Consider the following 12,488-nt stretch of genomic DNA (forward strand, 5'->3'; position numbering starts at 1 on the left):
TATGGAAAATAAAAAACGAGTATTATTTATAGATCGTGACGGAACTATAATTAAAGAAACAGTAGATGAGCAGATTGATGCTTTTGAGAAAATGATTTTCTATCCAAAGTCTTTCACTTTCTTAGGTAAAATTGCCAAAGAGCTTGATTATGAAATGGTGATGATAACCAACCAAGATGGGTTGGGTACAGATGTATTTCCAGAAGATACATTTTGGCCAGTTCATAATTTCATTCTTAAATCTTTTGAAAATGAAGGGGTAGTTTTTGATAAAGTATTTTTAGATAGAACTTTCCCTCATGAAAACGCCAATACTAGGAAACCTGGTACTGGTCTTTTGACCGAGTATTTTTCTGATGCATATGATTTAGAAAATTCTTTTGTAATTGGTGATCGATTAACTGATATGGAGTTGGCGAAAAACCTTGGCTCTAAGGGTATTTTTATAAATGATGAAACAAATTTAGGTACTGGTGAAATTACGGTAAAACGTGATGAACTAGATAGCCATATTGCTATTGAAAGTAATGATTGGGAGAAGATTTATGAGTTTTTGAAGTTAAATGATAGAACTGCTGAAATTCATAGAAAAACTAATGAAACAGATATTGCTATAAAACTAAACCTAGATGGTACTGGTAAAAGTGATATTAAAACCGGATTAGCATTCTTTGACCATATGTTAGATCAATTGGCGCGTCATGGGCAAATGGATTTAATGATTAAAGTTGATGGTGATTTAGAAGTTGACGAGCACCATACTATCGAAGATACAGGTATTGCTCTTGGTGAGGTATTTCATAAAGCATTAGGGAATAAGTTAGGTATAGAACGTTACGGATTCTGTCTGCCAATGGATGATTGTTTAGCGCAATCTGCCATAGATTTTGGCGGTCGAAATTGGCTAGTATGGGATGCAAACTTTAAACGTGAAATGGTTGGTGATATGCCAACAGAGATGTTTCATCATTTCTTTAAATCATTTACTGACGGAGCAAAAGCAAACTTGAATATTAAGGCAGAAGGCACCAACGAACACCATAAGATTGAAGCCATTTTTAAGGCTTTTGCAAAAAGTATTAAAATGTCGGTAAAGAGAGATGTAGAGAAGATGGTATTACCGAGTACGAAAGGAGTCTTATAAAAGCCTCCTAACCCCCATAGGGGGAATACTTAAGTTTTATATTATGAATACAGAAAAAAATAAAGCCTCTATCAGCACCCCCATTGGGGGCGGAGGGGGCATTGTAATTATAAATTACGGAGCAGGAAATATACAGAGTATCAAATTTGCAATAAAACGTTTGGGTTATGAAGCGGTTTTAAGCAATGATGTTTCTGAAATAAAGCATGCCGATAAAGTAATATTCCCTGGTGTTGGGGAAGCGAGTAGCGCCATGCAAAAACTTCGCGATAGTGGATTGGATACGCTTATTCCGACATTAAAACAACCTGTTTTGGGTATTTGTTTGGGGATGCAATTAATGTGCAATTCCTCTGAAGAAGGAAATACCAAAGGCCTCGGCATATTTGATATTGATGTTGTAAAGTTTGATAAAGCGGTAAAAGTTCCACAAATAGGATGGAATCAAATCATGAATCTGAAATCTAGACTATTTGAAGGTATTACAGAAAAAGAATATATATATTTAGTACATAGTTTTTATGCGCCTGTATGTAATGAAACCATTGCAACATCAACCTATGGTTTAGAATATAGTGCGGCATTGAAAAAAGATAATTTTTACGGTACTCAGTTTCATCCAGAGAAATCTAGTGATGTTGGAGAGAAAATATTGAAGAACTTTTTAAGGTTGTAATGAAGCAAAACAATTTTATTTCAAAAGATATAAGTTTATTGAATGTTGAAGAAATTCATCAATTCATCGCTAATTCTTATTGGGGTAAGGGTAGAACGTTAGATGATGTAAAACTAACTATAGAAAATTCGTATTGTTTTGGTCTTTATACAAACGAGAATAAACAAATAGGTTTTGCACGGGTGGTAACGGATTATATTTATTTTGGCTACTTCATGGATGTTATCATTCTTGATAAGTTTCAAGGAAAAGGCTACGGTAAAATATTGGTTGAAGCCATGCTAGCTGATTCGACTATAAAAAGCCTAAAAACGCTCTCTTTAAAAACAAAAGATGCACATCATTTATATGAACGATACGGATTTAATAAAATAGGAGATTCACCTTTGTGGATGTCCATTGATAGACAAATTTTAGAATAAAAAATGAGAATAATACCGGCAATTGATATTATAGATGGTAAATGTGTACGCCTATCAAAGGGTGATTATGATACCAAGAAAATATATAATGAGAATCCGTTAGAGGTTGCGAAGGAGTTTGAAGCGCACGGTATTCAATATTTACATTTGGTGGATTTGGATGGTGCAAAATCTAAGCATATTGTAAACCATAAAGTGTTAGAACAAATTGCTTCACAAACCAATTTAAAAATTGATTTTGGTGGTGGATTAAAGACTGATGAAGATTTGCGTATAGCTTTTGAAAGTGGTGCTAAACAAATTACTGGCGGTAGTATTGCGGTAAAAGACCCTAATACTTTCCTTGGTTGGATAGAAAAACATGGTTCAAATAAAATTATTCTTGGCGCAGATGCTATGGATGAAAAAGTAGCAGTTTCTGGTTGGTTAGAAGAATCTAAAGAAGAATTGATTCCGTTTATACAATCGTATCAGAAAGAAGGAATTCAATATGTTATTTGTACAGATATCAGTAAAGATGGTATGTTAGAAGGTCCGTCGTTTGATTTATACAAGAAGATAATTGCCCAAACGGATGTCAGTCTAAGCGCAGTCAAATACCAATCTGTGTTACAAATAAAACTAGTCGCTAGTGGCGGAATATCAACTTTTGATGAATTACCTAAATTAGCAGAAATGGGTTGTGAGGGTACTATTATCGGAAAAGCGATTTATGAAAATAGAATCAGTCTTAAACAACTGGAATCATATATTTTAAGCAATGGATAAAGAAACACGTTTAGTCGAGGAAATTGTTGAAAATGCTTTGTATCGTATGGACGAGAGTACTCGTATGATTAAAAAAAGTCTTGTTGAAATTTCAGAAGAGGAGATTTGGAAAAAGCCTAATCCTTCTTTAAACAGTATGGCAAATCTTATTTTGCATTTGTGTGGAAATATGACACAATACGTAATTTCTTCATTGGGTGAAATTGATGATAAAAGGAATAGAGATGTTGAGTTTTCTGTTGATTCAGGACTAACGAAGGCGGAGTTATTACATAAATTAGAAGATACGGTAGACTCCGTAAAACGTGTCATTTTTAATACAACAGCCGAAAAGCTGATTAAAGTTAGATCTGTTCAAGGAATGTCCTTTTCTGGAGTTGGAGCTATTATGCATGCTGTGGAGCACTACTCATATCATACTGGTCAAATTGCTTTTTATGTAAAATTGATAAAAGAAAAGGACTTAGGGTTTTATGAAGGAGTCGATTTGAATATTACAAGCCCCCTAACCCCCAAAGGAGGAATTTCTTGATTATACAAATGTATTATGAGAAAATATAAAATTTTGAGTATTAATTCTCCCCTATTGGGGGAGCTAGAGGTCGCAATATGTTAGCTAAGAGAATAATTCCTTGTTTAGATATCAAAGATGGTAGAACAGTAAAAGGTGTAAATTTCGTTGACTTACGCGATGCAGGTGATCCTGTTGAACTAGCTGAAATTTACAGTCGTGAAGGTGCAGATGAATTAGTGTTTTTAGACATATCTGCAACGGAACAAAAAAGAAAAACACTAGCAGATTTGGTATATCGCGTAGCGGAGAAAGTGAATATTCCTTTTACCGTTGGTGGCGGAATTTCATCTGTGGAAGATGTTGATGTTTTACTACAGAATGGTGCTGATAAGGTTTCTATAAATTCATCTGCAGTGAAGAATCCGCAATTGATAAACGATTTGGTAGCTAAATTTGGCTCACAATGTATTGTGGTTGCTATAGATGCCAAACAGATTGATGGTGAGTGGATTGTACACTTAGTTGGTGGTAAAGTGCCAACCGAGCGTAAATTGTTTGAATGGGCAAAGGAAGTAGAAGAGCGTGGAGCTGGAGAAATCTTATTTACTTCTATGGATAATGATGGCACAAAGGACGGATTCGCAAATGAAGCCTTGGCAAAATTGTCTACGGAGTTAAATATACCGATAATTGCTTCTGGTGGAGCAGGGAACATACAACATTTTACCGATACTTTTGTGAAAGGTAAAGCAGATGCAGCGTTAGCGGCAAGTGTTTTTCATTTTAAAGAAATTGGAATTCAAGAATTGAAACTTGAGTTGCAAGAAAATGGGATTCCAGTGAGGGTTTAGTTTTTTGTAAACACTGTTCAGTTGGCAGTGCCAGTTTACAGTAGGCAGTGTTCAGTTTGAAGTTTTAATATACGAAATGTCGCTTCGGCTACGCTCAGTGACCAGATTAAAAAAAGAGAAAGTAATAAAAGATTATACAATGAAAAAAATAGGTCTTATTGGTGGAATCACATGGCAGTCTACTCAATTGTATTATCAATTATTAAATACCAAATTTGCTGAAGTTCTTGGTGGACAGAGTTCGTGTGAGTGCATTATTGAATCGGTGAATTTTGCTGATATATCATCAAAACAAGCTAGTGGAGATTGGGATACATTACATAAACAAATGACAGATATTGCGGTTCGTATAGAAAAGGCAGGAGCAGATATCATTCTTATTTGTGCTAATACAATGCATCTTAGTGTACCTGCTATCAAAGAAAAAATTAATGTGCCTCTTTTACATATTGCTGAAGTTGCTGGCGAGGCTGTGAAACAAAAGGGTTGTAAAAAAGTATTATTGTTGGGTACTAAATATACCATGGAGCTTGACTTCTATAAAGATATTTTGAAAAACCAATTTAGTATTGAAGTAATGATTCCGAATGACGAAGACCGTGAAATAGTTCATTCTATTATTTATACGGAGTTGGCTAAAGGGATAATTACGGCAGTGTCCAAACAACAGTATTTAGATATTATAAAAAAGGCTGAAAATGATGGGGCAGAAGGGGTGATTTTAGGTTGTACCGAAATACCTTTGTTAATTCAACAAGAAGATTGTGATATTGTTGTTGTAGATACTACTGAAGAACATGCTTTTGCTGCTGTTAAGTTTGCCCTTGATTAGTATACAGTTTACAGTAGGCAGTGCTCAGTTTGCGCAGTCGAAGGTTAAGAACATGATTAATAGAATTGAAATAGAATAAAGAGATTATGGAGTTTAATATACCAGATTGGGAGAAAATGAGTGACGGATTAGTACCTGCAATCATACAAGATGCACGTACTAAGAATGTATTGATGCTTGGCTATATGAATGCCGAAGCTTTGAAGAAAACAACTGAAAGTGGTAAGGTTACTTTTTTTAGTCGCTCTAAGCAACGCTTATGGACCAAAGGAGAGGAAAGTGGGAATTTTTTGAATTTAGTTTCCATTAAAAATGACTGTGACGATGATTCTCTTTTAATTACGGTAAATCCGGTTGGACCTACATGTCATACGGGAACAGATACATGTTGGAAAGAAGAAAATAATTCACAATTCGGATTTTTTTCGGAGTTAGAAGATACTATTAAAGAAAGAAGAACTACTGCCGATGATAGCAAATCTTATGTAGCTTCATTATTCAAAAAAGGAATTAATAAAATTGCCCAAAAAGTCGGGGAGGAAGCGGTAGAAACAGTAATTGAAGCAATGGATAATAATGATGAGTTATTCCTATATGAAAGTGCAGATTTATTATTTCACTATTTAATGTTACTACAAGCAAAAGGATTTACTCTTAAAGATATTGAGGCGGAATTAATGAATCGTAAAAAGTAATTCAACAGATTCTATTATTTTTTATTTACTGAATAAGCGGTTAAATAAGTGTTTGCAGTAAGATGCATAGTGCCCATTTTTAATCGCTTTTTTAATTGATGTAAGACTTCACTATATACATCATCACTTCTAAATTTTGTAGCAACTCTATTGTAGTCTTCTTTTGATGCTAGTAATAAATGTGCTAAATCTGATATGGATATTTCAAACTGAACGGAATGTTTGAAATTTTCAACTTGGTTTATATATTGCCCGTCTAATCCTGAGAAGTTGGTGGAATGGTTGTAATCACTAGTAGTAAGCACATTAGCATCAAACCCTAATAACTTAAAAGCATCTTCCATAAGTACTTCAAAATCGTAAATGATTATTTTACTATTGTTTTTTGATACTCGAATTGTTTCATTCAATAACTCTTGCGATTTGGCATAAAATAAAGATCCAGCAAAAGTGACAATATCAAAAATATCAATTGGAAAATCTAATTTGTTTTGCTGCATTAATTGATAAGAAATTTTTGTCTGAATAATGGACTTATTTATCATTTCTTCACTTGGATCCACGCCAATCACTTTTGAGCAATAGGATGACAAACTGATGGCGGACTGACCCGTGCCACATCCTATATCTAAACCTAATTCAAAATATTCATCCGAATGTAAATAAGATTTTAATATTTGAGCATGTAAAGATGGTCTATAAGAAGCGTAGTGTAATGCCGTAATTGAATCGTATTCTTTGTTCATTAAGGTTAAGGTAAGATTCTTTCCATAACTACAAAATCGATTCCGCCTTTAACATAGGTTTCATCAGTTATTATCATCCCGAATTTGGTATAAAAATCAGACTTATTTTGTCTGGCATTGCACCAAATTCTATTTAGCGATTCTTCAGATGCAATTCTCATTATTTCATTTAATAATGTACTACCATAACCTTTACCTTGGTGTTTTTTTAATGTGGCAAACTTTCTAAATTGTGCTTCTCCGTCGTTGATAAATAAAGATATAACTGAAATTAGTTCGTTGTTTACAAAGAGTCCGTAATGTAGACCTTCATCGTCTTTAGGTAATTTTACGTAATCTAAAGGCTTAGTTGGCCACATTACCTCATGCCTAATTGGTAAGGTTTCCTGAGAAGTGATTTGTACAATTTTTGGGTTCATAATTGATATGATGCTACGACCCAAATATACTTATGTATTTGTGTTATTCAAGCACTAAACAATCTTGTACCTCACTAATTGAAACCCATTTAAACTTGATAGGTGACCAGGCTTCTTGGCGATTTTTGTTATCTGAAGTTTTATCTTTTATGTATACTTGATCATGTTCAGTAAATACATACTGGGTTTCAATTACTTCTTGCGAATAGACTTTGGTAGTTTTCTTCTTTTTAATCATTGCACGTTTTTCTTATAACGGTTACGCCCCATATTAAATATGCCAACCTTTACACCTATACCGGCTGAGAAACCATTTATTCGGGTAATTCTAGTTGGAGGTAAATCTATTCTACTGGAAAAGCGATATTTTACTCCTGCCTCTAATTGTAAGTATCTTGAAATATTAAATAATGCATTAATGCCAGGTTCCGCAACAAATACGGCATCAATATCATCTTCGGTAAGGTCCTCGACATAGCTTTCATCATTCCTAAATTTATTATCGACATAACCCACGGCTCCTGCACCTAATAATAACGGAAAAGATAAATTAATCCTTCTTTTGCTAAAAAAAATAGGTTCCAAATGCAAACCACCATAAACGGCAATTAAGTCTTCATATCTAGAAAGACTATTGTTGTAGATATCTTGTTCTGAGTATAGAAAATTACTGGCAAAGCCAACTTCAAATTGTTGATTGGCAACATAGGCAATTTTTAGTCCGCCGTTATATGCATTTCCGCCATCAATTTCTCCTAAGCCCATATTTATACCAACATAGACGCCATGTACGACATTATTACGGTCATTAAATTCAAGATAATCGTCCGTTTCTTCTTGTCCGTAGCTTGTTAAAACGGACATGAAAACTAATACTAATAGGCTAATTTGTAGTGGTCTCATTACTGTTTGATTTTTGATTGACTACCTAATAGACAACCTAAGTCGCAAATAGTTGCATCAAAAACCGATATTTTTTAAATAAAACCCAAATTTCAATGTTTTGTTGTGTACGTTAAAGGCTAATTACTTTAATGTTAGTTATTTGTAGTGTCATTTGCGCCCCATGAGTCTAAACTTAATAATACGCTTTTAAGTGATGTCCCGCGCTCACTTAAACTGTATTCTACCTTTGGTGGTACCACAGGAAATACCTCTCTCGTGATTAATCCGTCTTTTTCTAACTCTCGTACGGTTTGGGTAAACATTTTGTTAGATATGCCTGGCACTTTTTTCTGAAGCATACCAGAGCGAACCGGACCTTCTAATAGATGAAAAAGTACTATTGGTTTCCACTTTGTGCCAATTAAATTCATGGTATGATCTAACGGGCAATAATTTTTTGAATTCATATTAAGTATAACTATTTATAAAACAGCAATTAACTCTTTTTGTTAACTATAGTACTTTTTGGTAAGTTATTGCCTATAAGGCAAATATAGATTTATTTTGTATTAAAATTAGAACTATGGATAAGAATAAAGAATACCCAAAATCATTTTCACATATTGGTATTACTGTTCCTGATTTAGAGAAAGCTGTAAAATTTTACTCAGAGGTAATGGGCTGGTATGTAATTATGAAACCGTCAAAAATTCTAAAAGAGAAAGAAACCGCAATTGGTTTAATGTGTATCGACGTTTTTGGAGATGACTGGGAAGAGTTTGAAATTGCCCATATGTCTACATCTGATGGAATCGGAGTAGAATTATTCTCTTTTCCTCATGGAAAAAAGGAAGCACCGGAATTTAATCCATTTAATACTGGCTTATTCCACTTTTGTATACAAGACCCAAATATGGAAGACTTGGTTGCTAAAATAGTAGCACATGGTGGTAAACAGCGTATGCCAATTCGTTCTTATTACCCAAATGCGAAGCCATACAAAATGTGCTATGTAGAAGATCCTTTTGGGATTGTATTTGAAATTTATACGCACAGTTACGAATTAACGTATTCTTCTGGAGCATATACCGAATAAACAGAAAATTTGGTATTAAATTAAGCGATAGGTTGTATTTACCCCACTAATAGCTTTTTATTTTAAAACGACTCAATTGTTATTTAACCGATTGAAAGCGAAAAATAATTTTTATTTTTTTTATATTTATCTATCTCTCAGATTGTTTCATCTCAAAATTTTTTACCAAATCATGAAAATATCTGTTATTTTATTTAGAGTATTATTTTTAGGTCTTACTTGGCTACTTTTCACTTCCTTTTTTCAAACGTCTAAACCCAACGGTATAAATGAAGCAAATGATTACGAACTTTTGGAGTTAAATACAGACGGACTCTATTTCGCTGAGTTTTATGATTACATTTTTAGAGGTCATTTTGAAGAGCTAGATATAAATAGGGGGGATATGCGGTTTTTACTAATATTTGACCAGTATTTACGGGCTTATGGCGCGCAATGTGCTGGTAATCTACCTGCTGATAAAGTAGAAATTATGAATGAGGAATGTGCAACTGAAGAGGTTACTAAAAATGGATGGGGAGATGTAATAAGTAGAGTGTGTATAAAATATGTTTGGGTTGGTAGTGGAATTTATGCTAAACCAGAACTTTACGAGGCTTATGCAGAAATTGATCAAATACAAAGATTTAAAGGATTAGGAACGATGATGCAAATGATTACCGATCCCAATGGTATGGGAAATTCGGTTGATATGATACATAAAACCAACGGGCTAAAAGGTGATATGGGTAAAATATTTAAGCTAAATGCTTGTGATAGTCCAGGTTTAAAAAGATTTGAAGAAAACTTGAAATTGTTTGCTTTGAACAAACCAGCAGTCAGAATGGATAAAGTTAGTAAGTATACTACAATGAAGAAAACTGGCGGACCAACAGGTTCTCAGGACTTTAATAAGCTAATTAATGATTTAGTTTATGACCAATCTAAAACATGGTCTTTTAACAGATATAATGAGGGGAGTGTTTCTGGGGTAACTACTTCATCTAGGGATAGCGAAGGCAGGCCAAGAGAGCTAAGCGCAAATTACAGTTTTTCAGGATTTAGTGGAAATAATAAGGGCTCCGTGCGTATAACTTTCGAAAACGGATTACCTAAGTGTATTTATTTCTATGATTTTCCGCAGAATTGTAAAACACCAAATAGTAGTATTATATCTACTTATGCCCAAGGGGAATACGCAAATTAGGTGTCATAGTATTTTAGTAATTGAAACAGTTTATAATTCTTTCAACAAAACTACCCCTTTACTTCCTGAAATAGAAATCCGCCCTTCTCCGTTTTTACCATAGACCGCTTTTATTTCACGTAATTTTTTGCCTTTATCCAGCATTTTAGAATCTACATCATGAAACGATTTTGGCAAACGTACCAAGCCCTCTTCAAGTACTGCTGAGAAGTCATGCGGAAAGTGTAGTATGTTGATGCTCACCTCAGAAGATTCTTGCTCTAGGTTAATTCTAGAACTGGCGGTAGTTATACTTTCTATCAAAATATCTGAAATTTTTAAATTTAAGTCAACATCTTTTTTTAATTGATGTATACGTAGTTTACTAAATTTTAAGTTTCCGTAAAGCGTACCTATTTCATTAATTTCAAGTTCATCTTTATTAGAATAAAGCTCCAAAGATTCTGCTTGTAGAACATCAATATTACTACCGTTACTATTAAGGCGTATAGTATTTGCATGGTCCATATCTAAGCCTCCATTACTTATATCTAAGTTGGCATAGTTAATATTTTTAGCTCTTAACTTTCCATATTTAATGTTGATATCTGCCTTGTTCAGATTATCATTCATCCACATATCCCCATGTTGTACATCGGCCTTTAAAATACCTACCCAGTCTTCTATAAATACATCTCCAAATTTATTGACAATCTCTAATTCTACCTTTTTAGGGAGGTATACGATATAATCTATCTGTATATTACTTCTATCAAAATCAAACGGATTCGCTTTTTCAAATAGGTTAGAAAAGAAACCAGAGTTTTTTTCACTTATTTCATAATTGACTGAGATAAACTTATCACTGCGTCTTATAGCGGGATTAATTCGTTTCAACAAATCATTGGCATCTTCCTTTTTCTTATCGGTTACGGTAATATTTATGGTGATAGATACTTCTTCTTTCGTCCATCCATAGATATTAATATTGCCATATTTATTTTCTAAGTGAAGCTCACCTGTATTGTTAAAGGGATATGTCTTGGTTGTTTCTTTAGAAACCTTTTCTTGCGCTATGGCAGTAAAGCCTACTACCATCGCCAAGGCGAATAGCTTTAGTTTTTTACAAAGTATAACCATAATCGTCGTCTTTTAATTTAGATTCGTTTAACTGCAGCAATAGATTCTCTATAAGTTCTATACGCTTTCTGTAATTAGAAACTATAGCTGCTAGCACCTGCTCATTGTCTAGGTTATTCTGCATTTCTAGTTTAAGATGGTCATATTCGGTATCTAGCTCTACCATAAAGGATAAAAACTCTTCCTTATCCGCCTCTGACAACTGATTGTTGTTTTGTACCAATTGTACTTGGTATGATACCAAACCTTTATAATGCATATCTATATCTTGCAATTCTTGAGACACATAATTGGTTTCAGTAGTAGGGCTAGCAAAGAATGAAAGTCCTACTAGTCCCGAAATACCCAATAGTATTAGAATACTTGCCGCTATGCGTAACATTGGTGATTTCCAAAGTGGAATCACTTTTGGTTTATCTGCGTTTAATTGCGATTCTATATTCGCCCAAATTTTTGCACGGTCAGCCTTGCGGTCATTAAAGACCTGCTTATTATCGCGAATATGTTTTTCAAATTGGTCCATTATAATGTGTTTATAATTTCTACTAGTTTCTTTTTTGCCCTGTGGTATTGAGATTTTGAGGTTGATGTCGTAATCCCCAATACATCACTTATTTCATTATGGTCAAAACCTTCTAATAGGTATAGGTTAATTATTTGTTTATACCCATACGGTAGTTTTTCTATTCCCGATTTTACTTTCATAATATCCATTGCATCAATATTTTGATATTCATGTTCATCTTCATTTGTTAAGTGATATTCATTATCATCCATAGCCGCAAGTGGTAGGCGTTTAACTTTTAAATGGTTTATGCTTTTATTAATGACAATGCGCTTTAACCACGCTCCAAAAGAAGATTCGTACTTGAATTTATCTAGATTTCTAAAGGCATCTACAAAACTTTCTTGTACAATATCTTCGGCATCTTCTTTAACACCCAAAAACCGCATACTTACATTATACATAGCATCTACATAGAGCTCGTACAGTTGATACTGTGCGGTTCTATCGCCAGACTTGCTGTTTTCAACAAGAGATTGATGCGTAAAACGGATTTCGGTTTTCAATTAATTTTAGCCCTTGATTGTACTCTAAACTTGGTTTCTATTTTAAAGACAACCAAATTTATAG

At 33.8% G+C, this 12,488-nt stretch carries 18 protein-coding genes; 10 read left to right on the forward strand and 8 right to left on the reverse strand.

Annotation, left to right across the window (positions count from 1 at the left end):
• Position 1 precedes the first annotated feature (1 nt).
• The 8 genes from hisB to hisIE all read left to right on the forward strand — a co-directional run bounded on the left by hisB (position 2) and on the right by hisIE (position 5,902).
• Positions 2–1,144 (forward strand): bifunctional histidinol-phosphatase/imidazoleglycerol-phosphate dehydratase HisB, encoded by a 1,143-nt coding sequence (hisB, locus tag BTR34_RS16940; RefSeq protein ID WP_068484906.1) that lies wholly within the window; start codon positions 2–4, stop codon positions 1,142–1,144.
• 43 nt (positions 1,145–1,187) lie between these two features.
• The gene (gene hisH, locus BTR34_RS16945; RefSeq protein WP_068484905.1) at positions 1,188–1,820 is read left to right on the forward strand and encodes an imidazole glycerol phosphate synthase subunit HisH; all 633 of its coding nucleotides are present in this window, start codon (positions 1,188–1,190) and stop codon (positions 1,818–1,820) included.
• A complete protein-coding gene (locus BTR34_RS16950) occupies positions 1,820–2,242 on the forward strand; it encodes a GNAT family N-acetyltransferase (RefSeq protein ID WP_068484904.1) in 423 nt (140 codons plus the stop codon). The genes hisH and BTR34_RS16950 overlap by 1 nt, the downstream gene beginning before the upstream one ends.
• Before the next feature lie 3 nt (positions 2,243–2,245).
• Positions 2,246–3,010 carry a 1-(5-phosphoribosyl)-5-[(5-phosphoribosylamino)methylideneamino]imidazole-4-carboxamide isomerase gene (hisA, locus tag BTR34_RS16955; protein WP_068484903.1) on the forward strand — a complete coding sequence of 255 codons (765 nt, stop codon included), beginning with the start codon at positions 2,246–2,248 and terminating at the stop codon, positions 3,008–3,010.
• Positions 3,003–3,542, forward strand: coding sequence for a DinB family protein (locus BTR34_RS16960; protein WP_068484902.1), 540 nt, complete (start codon positions 3,003–3,005; stop codon positions 3,540–3,542). Before hisA ends, BTR34_RS16960 begins: the two co-directional genes overlap by 8 nt.
• Positions 3,543–3,619: 77 nt before the next feature.
• Entirely contained in the window at positions 3,620–4,375 is a 756-nt protein-coding gene (gene hisF / locus BTR34_RS16965; RefSeq protein ID WP_068484901.1) for an imidazole glycerol phosphate synthase subunit HisF, read from the forward strand.
• 139 nt (positions 4,376–4,514) lie between these two features.
• Entirely contained in the window at positions 4,515–5,207 is a 693-nt protein-coding gene (locus BTR34_RS16970; RefSeq protein WP_068485027.1) for an aspartate/glutamate racemase family protein, read from the forward strand.
• Between the two features lie 86 nt (positions 5,208–5,293).
• A complete protein-coding gene (hisIE, locus tag BTR34_RS16975) occupies positions 5,294–5,902 on the forward strand; it encodes a bifunctional phosphoribosyl-AMP cyclohydrolase/phosphoribosyl-ATP diphosphatase HisIE (protein ID WP_068484900.1) in 609 nt (202 codons plus the stop codon).
• Between the two features lie 14 nt (positions 5,903–5,916).
• Here the strand turns inward: hisIE and BTR34_RS16980 are convergent, their stop codons facing one another.
• The 5 genes from BTR34_RS16980 to BTR34_RS17000 form a co-directional block, all read right to left on the reverse strand.
• Positions 5,917–6,648 carry a class I SAM-dependent methyltransferase gene (locus tag BTR34_RS16980; RefSeq protein WP_068484899.1) on the reverse strand — a complete coding sequence of 244 codons (732 nt, stop codon included), beginning with the start codon at positions 6,646–6,648 and terminating at the stop codon, positions 5,917–5,919.
• Between the two features lie 5 nt (positions 6,649–6,653).
• Entirely contained in the window at positions 6,654–7,067 is a 414-nt protein-coding gene (locus tag BTR34_RS16985) for a GNAT family N-acetyltransferase (protein WP_068484898.1), read from the reverse strand.
• A 43-nt stretch (positions 7,068–7,110) separates the two neighbouring features.
• Positions 7,111–7,305 carry a hypothetical protein gene (locus BTR34_RS16990; protein WP_068484897.1) on the reverse strand — a complete coding sequence of 65 codons (195 nt, stop codon included), beginning with the start codon at positions 7,303–7,305 and terminating at the stop codon, positions 7,111–7,113.
• A complete protein-coding gene (locus BTR34_RS16995; RefSeq protein WP_074472158.1) occupies positions 7,302–7,970 on the reverse strand; it encodes a hypothetical protein in 669 nt (222 codons plus the stop codon). Before BTR34_RS16995 ends, BTR34_RS16990 begins: the two co-directional genes overlap by 4 nt.
• A 134-nt stretch (positions 7,971–8,104) precedes the next feature.
• A complete protein-coding gene (locus BTR34_RS17000) occupies positions 8,105–8,419 on the reverse strand; it encodes a winged helix-turn-helix transcriptional regulator (RefSeq protein WP_068484895.1) in 315 nt (104 codons plus the stop codon).
• A 116-nt stretch (positions 8,420–8,535) separates the two neighbouring features.
• On the opposite strand from BTR34_RS17000, the gene BTR34_RS17005 reads away from it, so the two are divergent.
• Positions 8,536–9,048, forward strand: coding sequence for a lactoylglutathione lyase family protein (locus BTR34_RS17005; protein ID WP_068484894.1), 513 nt, complete (start codon positions 8,536–8,538; stop codon positions 9,046–9,048).
• 172 nt (positions 9,049–9,220) lie between these two features.
• A complete protein-coding gene (locus BTR34_RS17010; protein ID WP_068484893.1) occupies positions 9,221–10,234 on the forward strand; it encodes a hypothetical protein in 1,014 nt (337 codons plus the stop codon).
• 30 nt (positions 10,235–10,264) lie between these two features.
• Here BTR34_RS17010 and BTR34_RS17015 read toward each other — a convergent pair whose 3' ends face one another.
• From BTR34_RS17015 to BTR34_RS17025, 3 genes are read right to left on the reverse strand one after another with little or no spacing between them, the layout of a single operon-like run.
• Positions 10,265–11,353, reverse strand: coding sequence for a hypothetical protein (locus BTR34_RS17015; protein WP_157483848.1), 1,089 nt, complete (start codon positions 11,351–11,353; stop codon positions 10,265–10,267).
• On the reverse strand, positions 11,337–11,876 hold the full coding sequence (locus BTR34_RS17020; RefSeq protein ID WP_068484891.1) for a hypothetical protein: 540 nt from the start codon (positions 11,874–11,876) through the stop codon (positions 11,337–11,339). Before BTR34_RS17020 ends, BTR34_RS17015 begins: the two co-directional genes overlap by 17 nt.
• Positions 11,876–12,424, reverse strand: coding sequence for an RNA polymerase sigma factor (locus tag BTR34_RS17025; protein WP_068484890.1), 549 nt, complete (start codon positions 12,422–12,424; stop codon positions 11,876–11,878). Before BTR34_RS17025 ends, BTR34_RS17020 begins: the two co-directional genes overlap by 1 nt.
• Between the last annotated feature and the right edge of the window lie 64 nt (positions 12,425–12,488).

The sequence above is a fragment of the Maribacter hydrothermalis genome, from assembly GCF_001913155.1.
Classification (GTDB): Bacteria; Bacteroidota; Bacteroidia; order Flavobacteriales; family Flavobacteriaceae; genus Maribacter; species Maribacter hydrothermalis.

Bases quoted from the DNA above. Each gene is read 5' to 3' on its own strand.
- BTR34_RS16970 (WP_068485027.1), top strand. From the start codon at position 4,515: ATGAAAAAAATAGGTCTTATTGGTGGAATCACATGGCAGTCTACTCAA.
- hisH (WP_068484905.1), top strand. From the start codon at position 1,188: ATGAATACAGAAAAAAATAAAGCCTCTATCAGCACCCCCATTGGGGGC.
- hisIE (WP_068484900.1), top strand. From the start codon at position 5,294: ATGGAGTTTAATATACCAGATTGGGAGAAAATGAGTGACGGATTAGTA.
- hisF (WP_068484901.1), top strand. From the start codon at position 3,620: ATGTTAGCTAAGAGAATAATTCCTTGTTTAGATATCAAAGATGGTAGA.
- BTR34_RS17005 (WP_068484894.1), top strand. From the start codon at position 8,536: ATGGATAAGAATAAAGAATACCCAAAATCATTTTCACATATTGGTATT.
- BTR34_RS16950 (WP_068484904.1), top strand. From the start codon at position 1,820: ATGAAGCAAAACAATTTTATTTCAAAAGATATAAGTTTATTGAATGTT.
- BTR34_RS17000 (WP_068484895.1), bottom strand. From the start codon at position 8,419: ATGAATTCAAAAAATTATTGCCCGTTAGATCATACCATGAATTTAATT.
- BTR34_RS16960 (WP_068484902.1), top strand. From the start codon at position 3,003: ATGGATAAAGAAACACGTTTAGTCGAGGAAATTGTTGAAAATGCTTTG.
- BTR34_RS16980 (WP_068484899.1), bottom strand. From the start codon at position 6,648: ATGAACAAAGAATACGATTCAATTACGGCATTACACTACGCTTCTTAT.
- hisB (WP_068484906.1), top strand. From the start codon at position 2: ATGGAAAATAAAAAACGAGTATTATTTATAGATCGTGACGGAACTATA.
- hisA (WP_068484903.1), top strand. From the start codon at position 2,246: ATGAGAATAATACCGGCAATTGATATTATAGATGGTAAATGTGTACGC.
- BTR34_RS17020 (WP_068484891.1), bottom strand. From the start codon at position 11,876: ATGGACCAATTTGAAAAACATATTCGCGATAATAAGCAGGTCTTTAAT.
- BTR34_RS17015 (WP_157483848.1), bottom strand. From the start codon at position 11,353: ATGGTTATACTTTGTAAAAAACTAAAGCTATTCGCCTTGGCGATGGTA.
- BTR34_RS16990 (WP_068484897.1), bottom strand. From the start codon at position 7,305: ATGATTAAAAAGAAGAAAACTACCAAAGTCTATTCGCAAGAAGTAATT.
- BTR34_RS16995 (WP_074472158.1), bottom strand. From the start codon at position 7,970: ATGAGACCACTACAAATTAGCCTATTAGTATTAGTTTTCATGTCCGTT.
- BTR34_RS17010 (WP_068484893.1), top strand. From the start codon at position 9,221: ATGAAAATATCTGTTATTTTATTTAGAGTATTATTTTTAGGTCTTACT.
- BTR34_RS16985 (WP_068484898.1), bottom strand. From the start codon at position 7,067: ATGAACCCAAAAATTGTACAAATCACTTCTCAGGAAACCTTACCAATT.